General features: G+C 38.2%; 21 protein-coding genes. 1 reads left to right on the plus strand and 20 read right to left on the minus strand.

The annotated features are described in order from the left end of the window. The first annotated feature begins 3 nt into the window (after positions 1-3). Positions 4-786: an HpsJ family protein gene (locus tag H6G79_RS02040; RefSeq protein ID WP_190588169.1), complete on the plus strand. Its 783-nt coding sequence runs from the start codon at positions 4-6 to the stop codon at positions 784-786. A 155-nt stretch (positions 787-941) separates the two neighbouring features. Here H6G79_RS02040 and H6G79_RS02045 read toward each other — a convergent pair whose 3' ends face one another. The 20 genes from H6G79_RS02045 to H6G79_RS02140 all read right to left on the minus strand — a co-directional run bounded on the left by H6G79_RS02045 (position 942) and on the right by H6G79_RS02140 (position 23,022). After that, positions 942-1,499 carry a YdcF family protein gene (locus tag H6G79_RS02045; protein WP_199333904.1) on the minus strand — a complete coding sequence of 186 codons (558 nt, stop codon included), beginning with the start codon at positions 1,497-1,499 and terminating at the stop codon, positions 942-944. Positions 1,500-1,533: 34 nt separating this feature from the next. After that, on the minus strand, positions 1,534-2,319 hold the full coding sequence (locus tag H6G79_RS02050) for a glycosyltransferase family 2 protein (RefSeq protein ID WP_190588170.1): 786 nt from the start codon (positions 2,317-2,319) through the stop codon (positions 1,534-1,536). 57 nt (positions 2,320-2,376) lie between these two features. Beyond that, positions 2,377-3,561, minus strand: coding sequence for a glycosyltransferase family 4 protein (locus H6G79_RS02055; protein WP_190588171.1), 1,185 nt, complete (start codon positions 3,559-3,561; stop codon positions 2,377-2,379). A 2-nt stretch (positions 3,562-3,563) separates the two neighbouring features. After that, positions 3,564-4,793 carry a glycosyltransferase gene (locus H6G79_RS02060; protein ID WP_190588172.1) on the minus strand — a complete coding sequence of 410 codons (1,230 nt, stop codon included), beginning with the start codon at positions 4,791-4,793 and terminating at the stop codon, positions 3,564-3,566. A gap of 99 nt (positions 4,794-4,892) precedes the next feature. Next, positions 4,893-6,047, minus strand: coding sequence for a glycosyltransferase (locus H6G79_RS02065; RefSeq protein ID WP_313933869.1), 1,155 nt, complete (start codon positions 6,045-6,047; stop codon positions 4,893-4,895). 44 nt (positions 6,048-6,091) lie between these two features. Then, positions 6,092-7,315 carry a glycosyltransferase family 4 protein gene (locus H6G79_RS02070; RefSeq protein ID WP_190588173.1) on the minus strand — a complete coding sequence of 408 codons (1,224 nt, stop codon included), beginning with the start codon at positions 7,313-7,315 and terminating at the stop codon, positions 6,092-6,094. After that, on the minus strand, positions 7,308-8,834 hold the full coding sequence (wzy, locus tag H6G79_RS02075; protein ID WP_190588174.1) for an O-antigen polysaccharide polymerase Wzy: 1,527 nt from the start codon (positions 8,832-8,834) through the stop codon (positions 7,308-7,310). The genes H6G79_RS02070 and wzy overlap by 8 nt, the downstream gene beginning before the upstream one ends. Before the next feature lie 10 nt (positions 8,835-8,844). After that, entirely contained in the window at positions 8,845-10,167 is a 1,323-nt protein-coding gene (locus H6G79_RS02080; protein ID WP_242048167.1) for a hypothetical protein, read from the minus strand. A gap of 12 nt (positions 10,168-10,179) precedes the next feature. Continuing rightward, on the minus strand, positions 10,180-10,992 hold the full coding sequence (locus H6G79_RS02085; protein WP_190588175.1) for an FkbM family methyltransferase: 813 nt from the start codon (positions 10,990-10,992) through the stop codon (positions 10,180-10,182). A gap of 9 nt (positions 10,993-11,001) precedes the next feature. Next, complete coding sequence (locus H6G79_RS02090) at positions 11,002-12,030, minus strand: glycosyltransferase (RefSeq protein WP_190588176.1); 1,029 nt, start codon at positions 12,028-12,030, stop codon at positions 11,002-11,004. A 62-nt stretch (positions 12,031-12,092) separates the two neighbouring features. Then, a complete protein-coding gene (locus H6G79_RS02095) occupies positions 12,093-12,821 on the minus strand; it encodes an FkbM family methyltransferase (protein WP_190588177.1) in 729 nt (242 codons plus the stop codon). Positions 12,822-12,915: 94 nt separating this feature from the next. After that, complete coding sequence (locus H6G79_RS02100) at positions 12,916-13,797, minus strand: FkbM family methyltransferase (protein ID WP_190588178.1); 882 nt, start codon at positions 13,795-13,797, stop codon at positions 12,916-12,918. Between the two features lie 9 nt (positions 13,798-13,806). Next, entirely contained in the window at positions 13,807-14,865 is a 1,059-nt protein-coding gene (locus tag H6G79_RS02105; RefSeq protein ID WP_190588179.1) for an exostosin family protein, read from the minus strand. Positions 14,866-14,904: 39 nt separating this feature from the next. Further along, positions 14,905-16,131 carry a glycosyltransferase gene (locus H6G79_RS02110; protein WP_190588180.1) on the minus strand — a complete coding sequence of 409 codons (1,227 nt, stop codon included), beginning with the start codon at positions 16,129-16,131 and terminating at the stop codon, positions 14,905-14,907. Continuing rightward, entirely contained in the window at positions 16,128-17,369 is a 1,242-nt protein-coding gene (locus tag H6G79_RS02115; RefSeq protein WP_190588181.1) for a glycosyltransferase family 4 protein, read from the minus strand. The genes H6G79_RS02110 and H6G79_RS02115 overlap by 4 nt, the downstream gene beginning before the upstream one ends. A gap of 105 nt (positions 17,370-17,474) precedes the next feature. Next, the gene (locus H6G79_RS02120; protein WP_190588182.1) at positions 17,475-18,749 is read right to left on the minus strand and encodes an acyltransferase; all 1,275 of its coding nucleotides are present in this window, start codon (positions 18,747-18,749) and stop codon (positions 17,475-17,477) included. Between the two features lie 51 nt (positions 18,750-18,800). Further along, positions 18,801-19,916: a hypothetical protein gene (locus H6G79_RS02125; RefSeq protein ID WP_190588183.1), complete on the minus strand. Its 1,116-nt coding sequence runs from the start codon at positions 19,914-19,916 to the stop codon at positions 18,801-18,803. A 21-nt stretch (positions 19,917-19,937) separates the two neighbouring features. After that, positions 19,938-20,789: a glycosyltransferase gene (locus H6G79_RS02130; RefSeq protein ID WP_190588184.1), complete on the minus strand. Its 852-nt coding sequence runs from the start codon at positions 20,787-20,789 to the stop codon at positions 19,938-19,940. Positions 20,790-20,959: 170 nt separating this feature from the next. After that, on the minus strand, positions 20,960-21,973 hold the full coding sequence (locus H6G79_RS02135; protein ID WP_190588185.1) for a glycosyltransferase family 2 protein: 1,014 nt from the start codon (positions 21,971-21,973) through the stop codon (positions 20,960-20,962). Positions 21,974-22,044: 71 nt separating this feature from the next. Further along, positions 22,045-23,022 (minus strand): glycosyltransferase family 2 protein, encoded by a 978-nt coding sequence (locus tag H6G79_RS02140; RefSeq protein WP_190588186.1) that lies wholly within the window; start codon positions 23,020-23,022, stop codon positions 22,045-22,047. Positions 23,023-23,074 lie beyond the last annotated feature (52 nt).

The raw sequence follows: 23,074 nt of genomic DNA on the forward strand, positions 1-23,074 counted from the left end.
ATTATGGCTGAAACAAACATTCGTGAATCTAATACTAGTGAATCTAATAGCCGTGAAACAGACATCCGTGAATTTGTTGAGTTAGAATTCACTAAATTAAGTAAACTGGTAGGGAACATACAACCTCTACTGGAACTAGTTAATCTTTGGCGTTTTCTTGGTTACGGTATGCTTTTGTTGGCATTTTTAGACTTAATTGATATTTTTGTGCCACCAAGCTTTATGAATCCTACATGGGAATTCCAAACGATGGGAAGGTTGGTAAACCAAGTGGGAATACCATTAATTGGATTGCTTTTTGTCTTTTCTGGTAAGTTAGCAAAACGAGCCAGATGGGAATCAGGTATTTTGGCTTTATTATCTCGTTTAAGTCTGTTAGTTGCATTGTTATACTTGCTGCTAATTCCTTTAGGTGTGGTTAATACAATACGTTTGTATAATACTAACCTTGAGCAAATTAAGACTGGCTATGAACAAAGACTGTCTCAAGCTAATCAGGTTGAACAGCAACTAAATAAAACTTCCCCCACAGAAATAGATGATTTAATTAAGCGCCAAGGTGGTTCATTAAATGGTAGAAGTCCTGAAGATATCAAAAATCAAATTCTTTCACAACTCAACCAAACCAAGCAACAACTCAAAACTCAAAAGGAAACAAATCAGTCTTCTGTAACTTTCAATTTACTGAAAAACTCTGTAAGATGGAATATAGGAGCTTTGATATCCGCAGTTTTGTTTATTTTGATTTGGAAGGAAACACGCTGGGCTAGAAAAAAATCATCTTAGTTCAAGAAAAAGTAAACTTTTGATGGCTAGGTACGTCATATTTAGCCTTAGTTGAAAAAATCTATTACAAAAAGATGAAACTCACGTATGAGTTTCATCTTTTTAGTATGTATAAATATGTGCTATGAGTGCATGAACTAAGACTCAGATTAAAATTATGCACCTGTATAACCTGTAATTATCCAAAGTAGAGAACGAGCAACATCACGAAGAATGCGAAAAACAGATTCTAGTTCCGTCGGCTGAGATTGTACGGGTATAGGAGTAAAGGCAATACCTCGACTACCAAGAATAATAGTAGCGATTGCCTTGGCTCTAGGCAGATGAAATTCAGAAGTAATTAGGAATAGGTGTTGTATCTGCTGTTGGTGGAAAACATCAACTAAGGTAGTAAAGTTAGTCACAGTATCTTTAGCACGGTAGTCAAGATAAAGACGACTATCAGCAATACCTGCGGTGTGAAAAATTGCCCTTGCTTTGTGTAGCGGTTTACCCGAAGAAACCCAAATTTTCATATCTGGATAATATTGGGCAAATAAAGCAGTAAATTCTTCTCGGTTTGAACCACCACCAAGAGTTAGGATAGCTTGGGGTTTGGGAGTTTGGTAATATGCGATCGCTAGTTTTGTCGGTATCGTAAGTAGTAAAGTGAGAATTATACCCGCTAGAAAAAACATCCAAGTTTTTTGGAGTCGATAGGCTAACAATTTCATAACAGGACTAAATGCTTGGAGGATGCTGGCAAGATTAGTCTATTCCAGTTGATTTATTGTGTAATTTTTCCAACTCAATTAGACGAATAGATAACAATATTTCGGCTAACATTCGTTGAAAAGCATAGTACCAACCAGGCCAGCCGTCCCAGATTCCACCTTTAAGGATCAGGCAATACAATAAGATAATGAAGGGAGCTAGGATTTTTTGTTTACGGATGCGATCGCCTAAACTCAGTTCATGAGCTGGAGTTTCTAGTAACTTCTTGCTCTCAATGATCATATAGCGATCCTGCGCCCATAACCAACGACTCAAGGGCTTGCGATCGTCATGGTGAATGTAGTTGGAGAGCATAGCACATTGGCCAGTTAGTTGCAAAAGTTGAGTGTGTCCATCATCTATATAAATTGCTTTATCTTTGCGAAATAAAACTTGGCGAGGCGGAAGTATTGTCCCTCTCAATGGTTTACCTACAATGCAATACTTAAATCTGGCAGCGTAGCCATTTACTTGCTCATTTACTTGTAAAGCAGCAATTTCAGCAGAGAGTTCATCTGTCACGATATAGTCTGCATCTAAAGAAAGCACCCATTTAGATGCAACTTGCTCTAATCCAAAGTTCCACTGTTGAGTATGAGTGTCAAACTTACGTTGAAAAACTTTAACTTGTGGATAGGAAGATAAGATTTCTAAGGTTTCATCTGTACTGTAGCTATCAATAACTATAATTGTCTCAGCCCAAGTAAGTTGTTGGAGAGTGCGATTAATATTTGGAGCTTCATTATAGGTGAGGATAAGTGGAGTTACTGCGTCAAGCATATTTGTTGATTGAAAAACTTAGATTGCACCCAATATGTTTCAGCACTACACTTATCTTTAAATTTTAGAAACTGTGTGCTGTGTTTGCTGAAATTTAGTATCTAAAATACTTTGATTATGAAGTAACTTCTCAAAATCAGCAAGGTATTGATTGGCGATTTGTTCATAACTAAATTCCGATGCTTGCTGTCTTGCTTGTAAAGCCATTTGCATTGTCCTATCTGAATTGAGGATGGCTGATGCTAAGACATCTGCAAGATTTTTAGCTGCATCAGGGCTGCGGTGATCAAAAAAGTATCCTGTTACTCCTTCCTGAATAAAATCTCTAAAACAAGCTAAGTCAGAAACTACAGGAACTAAAGCTGTTGCCATTGCTTCTAGTGGGGCAACTCCAAAAGATTCACCTTTTTCTGCTAATGAAGGATAGCAGAATAAGTCAGCTTCTTGGTAGGCTTTCGCTAACTCTTGGATGTTAAAAATTGGCTCGACAAACTCAACATTTAAATTTTCAGATTGAGTTTGCAATGTATGTAAATATTTTTCCCCACCCCCACCTTGATTTTCTTTTACTGGCCCAATAATCCTCAGCTTAACTGTAGGAATTCTCGGCGACAACATAGAAAATGCTGCTAAAAGCAAATGAATACCTTTTTCCGGATGAACTCTGCCTACATAAAGAATCACTGTTTCTTTTTGTGCTAATCTAGAGCGATTTGGGGGAGAAAAGATACTGGTATCAATAGGGTTAGGGATAACTTTGGTGCGAGAAGTTGCAGCAGGATATTCTTGAATAATACTATCTTTTATAATCTGTGATGCAGCAGCAAAAAAGGCTGTTTTTACATATAACCCTGAGCGATATTGTCCTTTAGGAAACCTATTGGCATTAATCACTATTTTTCCAACTTGAGGACGGAGAGATGCAAATACAGGTAGCCAGAAATCATTAATGATTAAAATATCCGCAGGAGGTAGGACAGGAAATGTTACTAAGGCATAGAATAAATCTTTAATTAGGTCTAAAGTAATGTTAGTACTTTGAGGAAGTCCTCCTCTTCGGATATACTGAACGCCATTAATGATTTCGGTATCTGGTTGCCCTGGATAAGAACGGCATAAAATTTTTACTTGATGGCCTTTTTTGGCAAATTCTTCAGCTAAACCTTGCCAAAGCCGTGGAATTGCGCCTCCTTGCACTGCTGGAACGGGCAACCACGGCCCCATAGCAATAGAAATAATCATGCCTAATTCCCCTCAGATTTATCAAACTGAACACAAATAGGTGGCTCACCACCACCGAGAATCCAGTAATAAAAGTCAGCCATCTGCTTGGCTATTGAGTTCCAAGAGTATTTGGCTTGTACTAGATTTTTGCCTCTGTCACCCATTTGTTGTCTTTCTTGTGAGGACATTTTCATTGCTTCTGTCAGTGCGATCGCTAATGCTTGCTGATTATCTTCTATCCACCAACCGCAGTTATGGGTTTCTAGTTCTTGCCAAGGCGCACCCTTAGTTGTCACAACAGGCACACCGTAAGCTAAGGATTCGGCGATCGCAATGCCAAAATTTTCTGAGTGAGTGGGCAGAACAAACACATCAGCATTAGTTAAAGCAGAATACTTCAACTTCCCAGAAAGCATACCAGTAAAAGTTACCTGTGATTTTAATTTCAGGCTTTCTACCAACATTTCTAACTCGTTCTGATAGCCTATTAAATCTGCACCAGCAACAATTAAATGCCATTCAGGAAAGCGATTGGACAAAGATTCCCACACATATAGTAAGTTGTCTAAGCCTTTTTTTGGATGAATTCTTGATAAAAAAAGTAACCATTTTTTTTCAGCTAGTTCTGGAAATTTATCGCTGAGTTCTTGCCTATCAACTTTTTCATTGATTGTGGGGACGCTAACACCATTAGAAATTAAAGCAATTGGTTGTTTATATCCGAGTTTGCGGATTGATTTAACTTCTTCAGTTGAAGTTGCATGAAAGGCAATAGCTTTATTTAAATTTTGCTTTTCATATAAAATCCAAGCTGGCAATTTCTTATACCAACTATTATTTAATGACCATGATTCTACCATACCCCTAGGAGAAATCACTAAAGGAATTTTATTACGAACTGCCGCTTGGCGAGCATAAAAATTGGGAAACATCCATAGTCCATGATTATGAATTAAGTCTAATTCTGTAGCTGCTAGTTGAGTCAAATAATAATTAGCATCTGGCTGTAATCCTCTCATATACACAGCTAAATTTTTAGCTGGTTGACTATGTAGTTTCACGCTATCAATAGGCAGTTGTTGCCCATGTAATTGATAATCTAATGTGAATAAATGAGAATCAATATTATTTTGTGCTAGGGCTTTTGCTAGATTTGTGACCGAATAAGCCGGGCCACCAATATTCTCATTGATGCTGGCAACTACTTGACAAATGCGAGGTTGATTAACCTGTATTTTGGGTTGCACCATTATATAATTGAATAATTTTCGTTAGCTTTAAAAATTATTAGAATATTCAACTGTTATCATAGCAATAGATGAAAACAATATATTTACAAAATTTTGACTTTAGTAAAAATATTTCTTTAAGTAATAATCAATTTGGGTTTGAAAACTCTCAAAACCGAACTTTTCCATGACTCGGTGTCTCAATTCTTCTGGTTGATATATTAGAGGGTTAGGATATTTACCCTGGAGAATTTGAATGATAGTTTGAGCGATCGCCTCTAGATTATCTGGATCAACAAGTGCGCCTAATTCTCCCTGACAAAGAGCATCAACAGCCCCATCTTGATTGCCTCCCAAAGTAGGTTTACCACAAGCAAGTGCTTCTAAGTGAACAATACCAAACCCTTCACCTTTGCTTGGCATGGCAAAAAGATTACAGAGATTGTAATAATCTTGTAGTTCTTCATCAGGAACATAGCCAGCTAATGTTACACAGTCTTGGAGTTGCAGTTGGGATATTAATTGTTCAATTCTGGGTCGGTCATTTCCTTTACCTACTAAAACATAATGGACATCGGGAATAGCCTGACGAATTTGCGGTAACGCCCGCAAAATTTTGTCATAGCCCTTACACCTCTGCGGTGATTGGGCAAGACGAGTCACAGTCAGAATAACTGGCTGGTGAGGATTTAAGCCATATTGTTGAAGGAGATGATCTGGCTTGGGAGAAATTTTAAAATTATCCGCATTCAAGGTATTGGGTAGAACAACCACTTGATCTGGTGTCAGGTTTTGTTCTTGCATAAGGCGATCGCGCGTGTAATTACTAACCGCTAAAATCAGGTCAGCATTCTTTAAACCTTGCTTGACGGCAGGATTTTGAATATCCCAAGCATCAATCCCGTGGGCTGCAACCCAGTAAGGGGTACCGATTAACTGCTTTAACAAATTAGCAGTCACACTAAAGTTGGGATGGGTAGAAAAAATCAAGTTGGGACGCTGCCAAAGACCAAGGCCAACCATTTGTGCTGCTAGTGCGGCAGTACGTAAGGGTAAAGGCCATTTACCAGTCGTATGAAAATATAAATTAGCTGACTTAGGTGGTACATTTGTATCGTGTTTAATGACTATATTGTAGGCACAATCGGGGTAAAGACGTTGAAATGCTGTTAAACATAAAGAAGAGTAACGTTGAATTCCGCCTGTTGAGTTGAATAAAGCTGGAAACCAAAGATGACAACGATATTTATTTTTACTCAATATTTTTTCAAGCACTTTATTTATGAGACTTATGAAAAATTCAAGGACGGGAAACTTGCCTAGGAGATTTTTGTTGACCTAACCTGATGATGATTGGGAGCAACAGATGAAATTACATAGTCAAGTGCCTGTTTTAAACCTTGACTTGCCTGAGTATAACTATACTGAGAAACAATTTTTTGGCTTTCTTCGCCCCAATGCCGCAAACGTTGGCGATCAGAAAAGGCTTCTTGCAGAGAGCTAGTTAAAGCGGACACATTACCTGCTGGAAACACCAACCCATTATGTTGGTGATGAATCAAATCTTGAGCGCAACCTACATGACTACTGACAATGACTGGACGAGATAAACACATCGCTTCGTTGATTGCCAACCCCCAAGTTTCTGAAGCACCATAACTGGGTAAGACAAATAAATCAGCAATTGCATAGGTACGGGGCATTAAGGTTTGATTTTGAAAAGGAGCAAAGTATATGTTGCTATGTTGTGCGGCTGAAGTTTTTAAGTCTGTCTCTAAGGGGCCTGCACCAACAAATAATAAAGAAACTTGAGACAAGTTCGCAGCCACAAAAGCTTGTAGTAAATCTAAAGGACGTTTTTTAGGTTCAAATTTACCTGCAAACAAAATCACTGCATGATCTGATGGGATACCTAATTCCTGCTTCCAGATGATTGCTTGTTGTTTAGCGTGATCAGCTTGAGATATAAAGCGATCGTTCTCTACTGCATGGGGGGAAAAAAATAAATTATGATTGGGTAAACCATGATATTGAAAATATTCATAATTGGCTTTTCCCACATAGAGACAAGCTGCAAAACGTCGGTAAATTTGAGTAATAAATTGCTGACGCGCCCAAGCTTTGACTCCGGTAGATTTTAGCAGGCGATGGGAATCACCTCGAAATAGCAACGGTGCTTTATGGGAATTCCACTTCCACAAAAAGTTATAGATGCTGGCGTAGTTGTAATTCATCAACAACACTGCATCAGGACTATAAGCCTTGACCTGTGAAATTAAAGAGGGATTTTGTAACCCCCAAAAATGACGAACTCCTGGTTGCTTACTCACATTTGGCACAAACTCATATTCATATCCATCCAACAAAGGAATATCCCACTGTAAAACTTGTTTGAAACCTGCATCCAGCTTTTTTGTAACACCAAAATCCCATAAATAAAATACCTTGATCTGCACATCACTATGATTATTTAGATGGCGAAACCAAGGAGCATAATATTGTATTGGATGAGATGTAATAATACTTAGTTTATATTTATCCATAGTAAGGGTAATTTGCTGTTACTGGAGGAAAGGCATAGCGAGGAACTCGCTGTTTCTGCATCAATACAAGTGCTATGCCAGCTAGAACTGTGCTGGATTGGGATAAAGCAGCAACATATACTCCAGCCGAAAATTCCGATTGGAAGGCAAAAGACATCATCATGACAGCAAATAATGATTGGACTGAAAGAATTGGCGCATTGATACTCCAACGAGTCGCTTTTCCATAAACTGTACCCAATATTATTGCCAATCCCGCACAACCCATTAATCCAAAGTTGGCATAAGATTCAGCTAGTAAACCCCAGCCAATAGTAGTTGTTAAACTCTGTTCTCGCGTTTGTAGTTTGTAATGTATGTTTAACAAACTTGTACCTTCGTGCGCCCTAATTTTATTGGGGTTTAATATCCGAGGTACTATCAGTTCTGGTAAGATTGTATATGTTTCTCCATACATATATGGGATGGGTTCAGGACTTTTCTTTTGAGATAAAAGGAGCATTTGCATTACACTAGCTCGCTCGAAAAATGATGCTTTTTTTTCCTCATCAGTAGAGAAATCATCCTGTTTATTCTGCTTATTTATATACTCTAGGGAGTAACCTATCCATTCAGCATATCTAGTAGGGTATTCCCAAGGTTGAAGATAATAAGAAGTTGTAGTACCCCAATATTTAGCTCTCATGGGGCCTTTGCCATAGTGCAGGAAAGACAAGCAAATCAAAACTATTAAAATTGCTATTATAGGTACTTTTTTACGGGAAATAGTAAAAGCAACTACTGCAAGTAAAAAGGCACTAGCAGCACCTACAAGCAAAAAGCCTAATGAATTTGTCACCATATAGGCCACAAGTAAAAATATAAATGATATACTTTGCTGTTTTGTTAATTCCTTATTACCCAACTGATAAGAAAGCACAAAAGTAGCTAGTGCATTTAATCCTAAAATACCAGCACGAAGGGCAGTAAATAAACCTCCTTGTATCAGAGATAGCCAACCCCAATTTCCATAAATCGAGATATTGAAAAAAACGCCAGCTAATAAAATCAAGAAAAAGAACGCATTACCTTTTTTATTAGTTAAAGTTCGATAATATTTAGGCGTGCGAGGAGGCGATTTGATCAATGAAAACCATATTGAAGTACTTATGATCAGAAATCCAGTGACAGTCAAACTAGCAAATAAATGACTTTCTAGAGAGTAAGTTAAAACAGTTGGATGATGTGTCACCAGTGGTAGACTGTAAGTCCAAATGTGTGTCAGAGCAAAAAAGGGAAAAATAGGCATTCCTTTCGCTTGACCTGAACACCAAAGATAATTAGGCCATAAAGCTGCTGCTGTGATGAAAACTGCTGCCAATTTACTCACAAAGGGGGTGTCTTTCACCAAGAAAAGTTCATAGGAAACCAATCCCAATGCAATCAGCCAAAATACCCTCAATAATTGTTTCTGCTCTTTTTTTGGTATGGAAGGTAAGTATGACCATGACTGAGGAGTTGAATTGATAGATTGGTTCATATTAATTACTTTATCGTGCAGCAGTAACACACCTATCAAAGATGGCACATTGCTTGTGAGTCATTTCCCTAGCTGTATAGGGCTGAAAGGCTGACCAATTGATATTTGGTTGGAATCCTTTATTTATAGATAGTAACCAATTGATTTGAGTAATGACTGAAGATTGTAAATCTTTGGGCTGTTGTTGTGAAGTAAAGGTGACAGCTTGGCCGGCTTGACAACGTTGCAAGATATCAACTACAGAACTTTGGTAATGAAAAATGGCAAGAATTGGTTTACGGGCTAGAATGCAGGGATAGAGTTTTGAGGCTGTATAGTCAGGATCATCAGAACCTATCAAGACAATAGCATCGCTGTCAGCAAGAACTTGTAGTGCTTCAAAATAAGGAATACGATGGGGATGTTCTCTCACTAAGTCTGCAATACCTAGTTCTTGGGATATCGGCTCTATGGTTTTGACAGCTTGATTCCCTGGAGCATAGCTAGTACCAACAAAGTGCAACTGTACCGACTGCCAAATTTCTGGGTTCTGGCGACGATGGGACTGAATACCCAAAAATAAAGACCGCACAGCCAAAGTCATATCATAGCCACCTCGTCCTACATATACCCAATGACGTTTACCATCATTGGGATTAAATATTTTTTGTGGAATATTCAGTCCAGAAAGTGCAGCAAAATCAGGTTCGGGAGCGCCAAAAGGTAGAACAGTAAACTGTTGTGCTTGTAGATGTGGATAGCGTTGTTGTAAAGTTTTGGGATATGCTGGTGAAACGCTAATGATATGAGCAACTTTACTTAAAGCTTTTGGTTCTAATAGTTTTGCCTGGAGTCTAGCAAATCCATACTTGAAGCGTCCTCCTGGTGGTAAAGTTTGTGCTTGTTTGTAATAATCGCTCAACCAAGGGTCTTGAAAGTCAAGAATGTAAGGTATATTAAAGCGATGATACCATCTACTACCCAGCACCATAGTGACAAATATAGTGGTGGAAAAGTAAACTAAATCAAATTTTTGTTGATGGAGTAAGCGATCGCCTGCTTGAAGTAAATAAGGAAAACACCTCAACCCTAAACTGCTCATCCCAATGCGTCGAGTTTGTTGCACAGGTAATGCACCAGTGTATGTAATGGGAATATGAGAGGGAATTGTTTTGGCCAGTATTGAGTCTTGAACACCTTGAACACAGTCGGGACGCACCGTTAGAATGTGAGGCTCCCAGCCAAATTCTTCCATGTAAGGTAGAGACATTCGCACCCTTTGATGGTCTGGCGCATTGATGGGTGGAAAATGGGGACTGACGATTAAAACTTTACGCTTCAAAGTAGGATACATCGCATATCAAGTTTAATTAGGCAAAAACAGTCCGTTAGTAGAGTTTGGCCATTTGCTTGGAGAGTAAATTTTACCTTGCGAGTCAAATAGGTAGCATTTATACCCAAACTGTATGAGATAATCTCGAATTCGCTGCCCATTTTCTTCAAACATCTCAGCGTAAATAGCTTTGATCCGTTGCTCTTTTAAGAAAGTTTCCGCACCCTGTAAGGCTGGAATTTCATAACCTTCTACATCCAATTTCCACAAATCTACATTGGTAATAGAACGTGCGGCTAATTCGTCTTCTAGACGTACTATTTGAATTACTTCACCTTCAGTTTCTGATATTTTACTCCAAGCGCCATGTCCCAAACTATCTCCAATATGTTGCAGACGTAATTGAGCCTTTGATGCACCAAGTCCAGCCCGGATTACTTCTACAGGGAGATTGCTATTAATTGCTAAACACTCTTCTAACCAGTTACCTGCTTCCGTACCAGGTTCAAATGCTAATACTTTTCCTTGTGGTATCCATTGAGATAAGTACATTAACATTTGGCCAATATTTGCACCTGAGTCTACAATCATCCCATCACTAGGGAGAAATTTTCTTGCCCAGTTGAGAAATGCAGCACCTTCATATTTACCATAAACAATCCAGCGATGGGTGCAATTAGTCAAATCAAGTTTCCAGGGGATTCCGGCTCCAGTATCCACCCAACAAACACCATTTCCAGCGATCGCTTTACCAAAAAATCGTTCACAAATTCCTAATTTCTGCTGAAAATCTAGTGGTTGTATCCACTTTAGAGGTAAAGGTAGAGAAACTGTTTTTGTAATCATGTTTTTTAATTAAAATACAACGCTATGATACAGTTTTTCATATTGTTCCAGAATCACCGAGGCGGAAAAACTTGTCTCTGCCCGTTGACGACATTGTTCACGTTCAATATTGGACAATTTGTTAACAGCAATAACCCCTTCATCAAGAGTATTAATTAAATAACCATCAGTACCTTGCCTGATAATCTCTGGTAATGCTCCTCTAGGGCAAGATATCACAGGTGTGCCACAAGCCAGAGCTTCTGCAAAAACAATCCCAAAAGGTTCTTCCCATTCTATTGGTACAATCATCGCCGCCGCTTGTCCCAAAAGTTCATTTTTCTGAATGTCGTTGACAGCGCCAACATACTCAATGCCATCTTTGCCTAAATGAGGAACGATTTCTTCTTGCCAGTATTTACCTGCTTCCCCAGTTGTGGCATGATTTCCAGCAATGATTAAGTTACGTCCAGTTTTTTTGGCAATGGCAATAGCGGTATGCGCTCCTTTAATCCGTTCTACTCGGCTGAGAAATACTAAAGGTGCATCGGAAGCTACCTTTGGTTGGAAAGTGTATTTTTCTATTTCGACACAGTTGTGAATAGTATGCCAAACTCCTCCAGAAGTTTTTCCAGTTTTACAAATATAATCACTACAACCTGTAAAAGTTAGAGAACCCTTGGCAAGTTTGACAGCCCAGCTAGTGGTGCGATGGCTGGGATATCTCTGATAAGACATCACTTTGGGGAGACGTGCAGATAACAGAGGTAATAAGTAAAGGATGCGAGAGAAACTATGAATAATATCAGGCTGAAACTGCTGTACTGCTGACCATAGGGTGATTGTATTTTGCAGTGCATCAAATTTGTTTTGCGATCGCTTTCCCATCCAAGCGAAAGACTGATTTGCAGGTGATGTTGAGTCAAGGTGAGCCACCAGTCCCACAGTGTGTCCACGCGCCTGCAATCCTGTTACAAGTAAATCAACAATACGTTCAATACCACCGTATAGTTTTGGTGGTACTGGTAATTCCGGATCAGCTGTTAGCAGAATTTTCATCTCTCTGGTTTAGCTATTGTTTGTCTATGCCGCCAGTCACTGTTACTTTTTGGTATATTATTTTACTTTCTTGAGAAAAGTACATTAAAATATAGCAATCGACTAGGATTATTCCAAATAACCTGATCATAAATAGTTGTTATTTGATATCCATATAATTTCAAATAATCGTCTATTAACCTAATGTTAGTATGGTAATTATTATTTTCTAAAATTGTTGCTTCAGCTATAACAAAGTTTATCTTGTTGCTTGTTAGGCTTTGCTTGGCTCCTTGTAATACGTTAAGCTCATACCCTTCTGTGTCAATCTTTAGTAAGTCTATACTGGCTATACAATGAGAAGATAAAAAACTATCAATAGTTATGACCTGAATAACTTCTGAATTTTGTTTTTCATTTTCCGTAACTCTGTTCTTTAGAGAATGAGTTTGTGAATCTGAATTTATCTGAATAGCTATAGTTTCTTCCTTATCTCCCAACGCGAAATTGTAAGAGGAAATTTGAGGATACTTCTCTACATTCTTTCTTAATGATTCAAAATTGCTTTGAACCGGCTCAAATGAATATATTTTGGCTGATGGAAATTTCTTGCTAAAATTGATTGCAGTTTCACCTCTATGAGCGCCACAATCAAATATCGTTTTAAAATTATATGAGTTAATCCTATTGGATAGGTCATAAGCAATATCTATGCCTGCTGGTAAGTTCCTCAATTGGCAAACTATCCATCCTCTTTTATGGATTTGGTTCTTTACTTGTTCCTTTAATGCGCCTAAAATATTATTATACATAGGTTTAAATAATAGTTAATTTTTCCTGAACAAAAGCTAGTCATATCAATTACACAATGATTAAATAATGCTAAGGTATAGCATATTTCAATGATTATCTATGTGCAGTTAAGAAAGGTTTTATACAATCAACTTTGATCCTGGGAACTGCCAAAAAGTTTGCATTGCTCACAGATGGGTAAGTTTCACAAATATTGTGTGGACTGAGATAACCCTGCTCATCAAATTCATACAAAACATAATCATAGTCTTGTTGAACTTTAGACAACAAAGCAGATGCTTTATAACCCCACGGCTCACAGGCAACATCAATTGCTTCCAAAATTAATAAAGGTTGGAAATGCTTGAATGTGGCTTTAGCTCCTTCAAAAAAAAGCATTTCTGCACCTTCCACATCAACTTTAATGATGTCGATTTTTTCTATTTTTTGTTTTTCTATATAAGTATCTAATCGGGTTGTTTCTACAGTAATTGCCTTGAGTTTACCTCTACTAAATAATGAAGGTTTTAAACTACCTACAGTCATTACTCCATTCACCGGAATATGAAACTCTGTTGTGCCATCTGAATCACTTAAAGCCAATTGCTCAACTACAACATTTTCAATTTTATTGAGCCAAAGATGATGATTAATGCGACGATAATGACTTGGTGTTGGTTCAAATGTATATACTTTACCTGTAGTTGATACTTTTCTCCCTGCTATTATTGAGTAAATTCCATGATAAGCACCTATATCCAGAAATACCATTCCTGGTGAAATAAACCTATTCAAAAAGCGTAACTCACGTACATCCCAACCCCAAAGCTCAAAGTTAAAAAAACCTTTCTCAGAGTTGAAAAATGGCATAATTTTTGACCATAAAACTGGCACAGGTTTTATATCCTCATCAGTCAGCCAATACTTAATGGGAAAGTAAGGCAGACGAGACATAGCAAAACGGATTTTACAACTATATTTCTGAACTAAGCTCATATAAATTGCCTATATTCTTCGTTTACTAGTAATTTGTATAACATCTGTCATTGAATTAAAATTATCCAACATTCTGACAATATTTTCACAAACAGCTTCAAGAGTGAAAAACTTTAGGTATAATTCTGCTATACGTTGCTGTTTTCGGAAAATATCTTCCGGGGAATGAGCCTTAATCAAGTCTGGAATTTTATCTATGTCTTTGCTATTCACACTGATGGCAATTTCCGACCAATCCAAGACATCTTGATAAGGCAACCACTCTATATCGTCCCAAATATAAATGGGAATTGATCCTACACTAATTGCTTCGTACAAGCGAAAACTCGTTTGTCCAAGTCCACGGGGACAGAGGGTAAATGTTGATTTTTCCATCACACTACGCCAGTGAGATCCTTGTCCAAAATAAGCAACCTCTTTCAGGGTTTCATACATTTTTTGGCGGACATTTCCAGAATTACTTGCTCCATCTAATCTACCCATAAAAGACACTAATATTTCTTTAGTAGGGCATTTGAATTCTGGACTTCCTTTTAATAGTGGAATTGGAACATCACCACCACCACCAGCACTAAAAACTAATACATTTTTGGGAAAATTATGCCAGTCCCAAATAGGGAAATCATACATTCCTAGAATAGTAAAGTATATTTTATCAGGATGGATACTTTCTTGTAAAACTTGTAGCATCTGACTATAAATATATTTAAACTGTCTAGGTGTATATTTATGTACTTGACTGTGAAAAAAGAAGCTGTCAAACAAAATTGGTAAGTAGGTCAGGTGCTTACGGAGATGATTATTAACCCAATACTCATAGAAAAAATCTTCTATCCAAGGGCCTTGGTAGCCTTGATATTTATAAGGTGGATCTTGTAAACAAAACGGCACTTTGACAAGTGAGTTATAATCATCTTCCGATAAACTACTATTCAGTTGCTGTAGGCGCAAATTTTTCCTAATACGCTGCAACCAAAATGAGAATAATCGTAATCTCGACTTGATTGGCTGATGTTCTAATTTTTTAGCAAATCCTTCTGAGTATTTAATTAAGGTTTCTTGATTCATAGTTGAATTAGTCTTATTTTTAAATGATGCTCAGTTAAATTATTCTAAAGCGTTATTGATCAAGAATAAAAACTTTTGTTGTTCTACATCCCAATTATAAATTTGTTGTCCTAATTCCCAAGCTTTAGTATGAGATAGTTGCAATTTATCTGGGTTAGAAAACCAAGTATCCAAAGCAATGGCGATCGCACCTGGATCATCAATATTGGCTAATAAAGCTGCTGCTTTTAATTCTTCATAAATTTCTTCTTGGGCAGGTGTTTTACTCATCAGTATGGGTAAACCTGCTAAAAGATAGGTAAAAATTTTGTTTGTCAAACAGATAGCTCGATTTAAGGGTTGATTTAATTCTAAACATAAGCCTAGGTCATGAATGGCAGCTAGGCGCACCATTTCTGATGGGGGTGCAGAGGGTAGCAAATGCAGGCGATCGCCTACTCCCACCTTTTGCGCTAACTCCATTAGCTGTTGTGCATATCCAGCAGCCGGAAGACCACGTAGATGCAGATGTACAGGAGTTTGCATTTGTCCCATTGCCTGGATAATTGATTCCAGCCCCCTACCAGGGCCAATAGTTTGGGAAAACCAGTAAAGCGAGGGTTCTGAGGATTTGCGTTCACAGGGTGATGCAGGTGCTTCCCCAAGGGGGCATACATTGAGGATTGACTGCATTTTTACTCCGTAGCGTTGAGCATAAGCAGTCGCAATTCCTGGTGAAGCAGCAGTTAAGTGATGACATAGCGGTAAAAAAGTGCGTTCAATGCGATCGCGCACAGCAATTTCCGCCTGATACTCTGGTGTATCAGGTAACTCACCCACATGAAAGTCTTCAGCATCAAAACCCAATCGAGCCTGGTGACGTTGAGCCGCTAGGGCTGCTGCGGGGAGTGCTGCTAAATTATGAGCAATGTACAAATCGGCTGGTTCAGCAGCAGCAGCCTTAGCCAGCTGAAAACTTACTAAACTATGCGCCCAAATCGCAATTGATATGTGGGGAATCCAGCCAGTTTTTGTTACACGACGAGCAATATTTTGCCACAGCCTACGAGCTAAATAACTTGGCTTTGACCCCAAGCCCACCAGCACCCAAGCCCAAGGAGCTTGTGACAAAATAGTTTGGTCTAAGGGGCGAATCGCTGCCATGTAATCTCCAGCAACCACCCTGACTTGAAAGCCAGCTTCATGCAAAGCATTCGCCTCTTTCACTAATCGCGGGTTAGAAGCAACGTGACCAGGGCTAACTAGACATATTCGTTGCTGTTTCATAAGGTGTAGCCAGCCACTGTTAGTCCATTCAATATATTGTCAATCAAAACGCGGCGATAATCAGACCATTGCCAACTAGCAGCTGTCTCTAGTGCCGCTTTTCGCATCTCTTTAAGTTCCTGTCTATGGGTTAAACACCAGTCCAAAGCCTCAGCTAAAGCATCAACATCTCCGGCAGGAATAATCAAGCCGTTAACACCATGTTTTACCAAGTCAGCCGCACCAGCCTGGTTGGTAGTGATCACTGGTAAACCCTGAGCAAAGGCTTCAGTTACAACCATACCAAAGCCGTCACATAAAGTTGGAAATACCAGCACATCAGCTTGGCGATAAAGTTCATCAAGTTCAGTACGGGGAACAGTTCCAGAAATTTTGATTTCCCTGGGCAAATCATTTACTAAAGCACTAGGTAGTCCTAAAGCACCAAAAACATCAAGACAAGCGTGAGAATTAGGCTGCAATTTTTGCCAAGCTTTCAATAAATAATGGCCACCTTTGCGAATGCCAAATGTTCCTGCCCACAGAAACTTTAAAGGTTGTACTTCCGAACTACCCAGAGATACTTCTTTAGTAATTGGAGGCGCACCTAAAGGCACGACTTTGACTTTTTCTACATCCAAACCAGCAGCAGCGTATGATGCTTTAGTAAATTCAGAATTAGTGATAATGACATCAGCTAGTTGCCATTCTTGCCTACGTCGCTGGGTACGATTCTTTTGACGAGCTTTGCAATATTTCCGATAAGGTGTATCAAGTTCAGGGTATATTTCCTGTTCTTGAGATAATAAATTTTCTACATAATCATGTTCAGGGGAGGGAACATCATAAATGCAAGCAATGTTATGTTGTTTGGCAGTTTGAAAAGTGGCTAGGCAATTATATTCATAGGCATAAACTGCTTGGGAGCCGTTTAGTGATTGACGAGCAGCCCAATTGTCAAAGCCTGCATTCTCCCAATGAAAAACAATATCAGTTAATCTTTTATCTTTGTCTAATTTACCAACTAAAAGCCGAATAATTTCCGGGAATGGATAATCTTTAACAAGTGAATCTGGAATTTCTGTAAGAGCGCGGCGAGATAGCTGTTTTTTTAAATCAAATTTGAATATTGATGCTACCTTACATAAATTATTTAAATATTCTGCACTAGGGCGATCAACTAAAGTCGTGACAAATTGATTCAACATCCCAGCCTCTAACAAGGCTTTGCCTACTTGTTGGACAAAAGGAGCAGGCATAAGATGAGCTAATGTGACAGAAGGTTTTGACAGTATATTTGGGGTCATCTGCACCATTAGTTTGTAATAAACTAAAGTTGATTTGAGTTTGGTTAAAAATTGATGTTAATGCTGAAGTAGCAGTCTAGATAGTCGATTTTTAATAACTGGCTGCATCACTAAATCAAGGAAAATAGAGATACCAACAGTAATTGACGACCAAAGCAGGAATCTTAAGCAAAAGCTCCATAATGTTCCCTGCCAAGGAAAGTAGTCATGAATCAACTTTATGATAGGCATGTGCAGGATATAAAATGTGTAAGAAATTTGTCCCATAGGAGCCAATTTAGCTACTACAGAGATATTCATTTTGTATCGCCAGAAAATTATTGTAAGAAAGATTAATGCTGCGGGTGTAATCCAAAAACTATTCTCAAGTAGACGACCCTGTAGCATTAATGGTGTGATATAAGCTATTGGAATCAATAGACAAATTAGGCGCAAGAATTGATATCCTATAAATCGGCGTTGAGTAATTTCTACAAATAATAATAGACAGATGGGAAGTATCCCAAGCACACTAAAGTTTACTCCTCCTGCATTGGGGTTGACAAAACCAAATTCTTGCAAAATAAAAGACAAGGGGCGTATAAGTGTAACCGCAATAAACAAAAACAAATAACTAAATACAGGGACTTTTTTAGACGGCTTAGGATTGATTTTCCATGCTAACCATAAACCAGTAATCCAGAATATCCAGCCTGATATAAAACTACAAAATAGTTGTAGCGTAGGATGTAAATCTGGTGAGAACCAGCCAAAAATACTAATAGCTAAAGAGACAATTAATACATTTACTAGCTTTGGTTTAAACCCCCAAATAAAAAGAAATATTAAATAGTATCCTACTTCATAAGTTAAACTCCATAAAGCAGAGTTATTGGTAATTGTCGGTACAAAGACTTGTTGTAAGAAAAATAAGTTGCCGACAACAGTTGTAGGTTGGTCTACTGGATAGCATAAAAAAGAAAAGATTACAACAATCCAATAAATTGGGATTAAACGAATTGCTCGACGAATCAGGTATTTTCTAACTGCTCTACCAGAAAATTCTGTTGTATTCGTTAATCCGATAACATAGCCTGAAAGCATAAAAAAAAGCATAACTGCTGGTAGCCCAGGCAAAAGCTGACCTATATATTCATTGCTTGAATAAGCAGGATCAAGTACATTCTTAAAGGCGAATACATGAAATAAACCGACAGTGATGGCGGCATATCCCCTTAAGCCTTCTAGATTCCAATCATAGCTATTTCGCTTTTCTTCTCGATTTAAATTACTGATTTCTGGTTGAATTTTGCTAAACAAACCTAGCTCTTTAGCAATTTTTGAAATATTCATGCAATCTTTTATTAAAAAATGCGTTTACTGTTTTATTTACTTGTTGAAGCATCAAACAAGGTTCTTAACTTGTAAATACTCTTTCCAGAAATGTAAGCGTATCTCTGAACATCTCTGTTGTTCCTTTGGTGCTTCTCCTCGATCAATTGCTGGGATGAGTTGAGGTAATAGTTGGATGAAATCAGCAGGTTTTGTCGTAGGATGTACATACCAAGCATCTTTCCTGGAGAGGTATAAACAATGGAGTCCTTCGCGGCGTAACTTGGCGTGTAGCATAACCTCTGGTGGTTGAGGGTATATAGGTAATAGACGATATTTAACAATGTTTCTCAGACGACGGCTGAAGGAGTCACCTGGTTGTAGTTGTGGTAAATCTCCTAAGTTTCCTAACCAGCTACCTTTAGCTAAACGCCTAGCTAGTTGATGTAGTTGAGCATAAAAACGAACGCTCAATTTTTCGTCATCAGCAATTAGAGGTTGTAATTTTTGTAAGCGTTCTTTATCCACCAAAAAGCAACGGTTACTAATCCAATCACTTAACCAGCCTCCTTCGACTGAGTGAGTTTTCCAGGTGGATAGCCATCCACTTTCAGGATGATTGGGTAATGCCGGAGCTATTTCAGGGTCTAAATCTGGATGTGTAGGAGGGGGGCTAATTCGTGGACTGACAGCAACTAATGTTGAATCTTTTTCTAGGCGATCGCAAGCTTCTTCTAACCAAGTACTACCGGGCTGAGTGTACATCAAAATGTCAGCATCAAAATGAAGGATATACTTTGTTTTTGGTATATCTAGAGCTGCCATATAAGACATGAGAGCATGTCCAAAAGCATCATGTGTTTCTTGAACAATGCCTCTGAGATATCGCTTAGACAGTCCTGCAAAGATATTACTATCCGGTTTCAGGTAAACAACTTGGTCAAACAGTCCTTCTTGTTGCCAACCGATGAGTATTTTTTCCAGAACACTAACTCGTTGGGCAAATTCATCTGGAGCAAATTTTTTGATAGCGTTGACAAACTGAGTTGTTTGGGGAGGACAACAGTCCACAATGGCTAAAATGTGAGTGCAGAAAGGACGATACATCTTCACCAACCGGGGAACTGTCAGTTCTGCATAAGCAATATCGCCTGGGCATAAGTTAATTTGCAGTGTAATGGCAGACATAGGGTATTTTTTCTAAAATTGTTAAACTTGAGCATCTTTTGTGCGTTTTTCTTTCAGCCACCATTTCCCCGGATTCATCCCGGCTGAGTCTGTTGGCTTCCTCCACAAAAGCTGAATTCCATTCCAGAAGAAGTTTAAAAGTTTAATTGCCCAACTGAGCCGACCATTAAAGCCTTGCAGCGTGCCAACATCAGGAATATACACTCGACTACCGAGGCGACGATTTACTTGCGAGGCGATCGCTTCTAAATCTCCTCGTGCATGAATCAGACGCGCATCCCACATAATGTAGTTTTCTGTGTTACCTAGAAAATGAAACTCACTAGGCAATGGTGCTACCCGAATATCTGAGTGAAATAGTACCCTACGAAAACTAGGTTGATCATTAACTAAACCAGGATTTTGCCGTAACTGTTGATACATCTGTCGCCACTGTTCAAACAGAGCATTTATTCGTGCATCATTGCGAAATACAATCACTCCAGTATTGAATTCCGCGAATGGTTGAGGCACATCTGGAAGTTCATAATCCCAACCTCGCTTAGTTTCTGGCAATAGAGCAATTTCAAAACCATTCAGTATCTCAAACAGTTCCTTCAACTCACCAACAACAGAAGTATCGGTATCCAGAAAGACAACTCGCTCGTAGGGACATCTTACTGCTAAAGTCTTATCTAGGGGAGAAAAAGTCACATTTTCTGATTCAACCACAACAACATCATCAAAAAGAGTCTGTTTCTGTGGTGCTTTATCTGTGACTAGACAAATCCTTGCACCAGGTTGAGAACGTTTTAAGGTATCCGCCGATTTTAAAGCTTCGTCCCTATAACCTTGCCCTGTTGCTACATATACAAATCCATTTCCACTTTTCATTTAAAACATCAAAAAAACAACATTGGAATATAATTAACTATTAGAAATCGCTATGACCATAGATATTCATCCAGTAAATCCTTGTGTATTAACTATCATACATACTAAAACTTACTACTAATAAAAAATAGTTGTTTTTTAATATCAATTTTTTATCTCACTTCATATCACTAAGTCTCATCGAATTTAAATTTTGTAGATTTTTGCATTGATGTTTTGGTATTTCTCTCTAAAAAATTCTGGAGTTCCTGAAGATTATTGATAAATTTTAAAAATTGATAGGTCTGGATTGGACGCTTAAAAATTTTGAGAATAAATACAAACCAGTCATATAAAGTTGCTTTATGCAAGAGATAACGGCATTCTGGATACAACAAAGCAGACCACAATAATGTAGGTGTAGCAATAACTTTTTTGCTTCTAAATTCTTGCCAAATTAATTGAATGTTTTCCTCACTAAGTGGCATATATCTCAAGAAATTAGCAGCAAGCAGAAATTGTGATACACCCCATTCCACTACATTCTTAGAACGAGATGTTGAACGGGTTACAGCAAAATTTGCTAATTCTTGATTAACAAATAAAATCGGATAATTATATGCTCTTTCTCGGACGTGTTCAATAATCGCAGAAGGAGTAGAAACCGGAACTTGATAATTTTCTATATTCTTGTTTCTAATTAACATCGCACCTTGAGAATGTAGTGCGCCTAATATTTGATGTTTATGCGGAAAATGCCACAATTTGTAGGGTTCTTTAATTGATAAGGGGAAAGTGCTTGTCTGCAAATTTTTCCAGATGCCATTTTCTTGCTCTTGCCACATCCGCATATTAGACCAAGCCACCTCTACCTCTGGATGTTTTTCCATTGCTTCTAGCATTTTTTCTAAGAAGTCTGGATTCCACCAGTTATCATCTTCTAGTAATGACACAAAAGGTTCATCGACTTTGCGAAAAACTAGATTAAAAGTTTGCGTTGCGCCCAAGTTTTTTGGATGATTTACTAGAATAATTCTAGGGTCTGTAATTTTTTCGACTAACTCTTTGGGTGTTGAATCATCCGGGTCGTCATTGTGCAGTTCACAAATCCAGTCCTGAAAAGTCTGATTCAGTAAACTGTCTAAGGCACGAGGCAGAAGCTGAGGACGGCGATAAGTACAAAGATAAATACGACAAACAGCCATAATTAAATAAGTGTGATTCTAGCAATTCAAAATAATGATCAAAACTTTCATTAATGGGTGTGGATTTTTTATCAAATTTTCTGATAAGGTTCTTGAAAATATCTAAAATTATAAACTCCCTTTTGCAGTCGTTTTGCTAATTTCCAACCTATAAAGCGGCTGATTTCTAAATAAAGCTTACCCCCTAGAGGCGGTAAATCTGAGCCACCTAAGCTTCTCACTCTGGCTTCTGCCTTTTTTCTCAATTCAGGTACATCAGGATAAACTTCATAAATGAAGCGTTGAAACACGGTTGCACAAGCATGACGTGTACGTGGACTGTTTTCTTTTAGCAAAAGATTATTTGTACCAATCTCTAGGGCTAAAAAAGCAGATTCCCATGCTTTTTGAGATTTAGAACCACTAAGACTATGAGAGTTACCTGATCTGTAGTATGACTTAGCATCTGAGCAAAACTTAACTCCTTGACTAGCCAAGAGAATACGACAAAAATATTCACCATCGTCATTTAATGACAAACTTTCATTCCAAATGCCAGCTTTATCAGCAACTTTACGAGAAACTAACCAAGCAGCAGGGTGCATCATCCAATGTCCTTCCCAAGCGCAAACCAGCCACTCAACAGGTAGCATATTTACCCAAAGAGGCTGAGGGATAAATTGAGCTTCGGAAGGATTTGTGTGAAATCTCGCCCATGCTCCTGATGCAATCACATCTGAATTGCGATCGCAATTTAGAAGTTGCATTTGATGTTCTATCTTGTCAGGTGCTAATAAATCATCAGCATCTAGATATTGAATAAATTCTCCTTGGGCTTCCTGAAGTGCTTTGTTTCTGGCCGCACTTGCTCCCCGATTAGTTTGAAGGATAACTTTAACGTTGTGTGATACAAATTTTTGAGCAACTGTCACACTAGCATCAATAGAGCCATCATCTACTATAATTATTTCTATATTTTTCCAGGTTTGCTGTAAAGCTGATTCTAACGTTTGAGCTAACCAACGTTCGGCATTATAGCAAGGTATAAGTATAGAAACTAAAGGTATCATACGACTTCCTCCATTTATCCTAAATAGAAGAATTTTTTTGACATATCATCCT

It is taken from the genome of Anabaena sp. FACHB-83, assembly GCF_014697485.1.
Lineage (GTDB): Bacteria > Cyanobacteriota > Cyanobacteriia > Cyanobacteriales > Nostocaceae > Nostoc_B.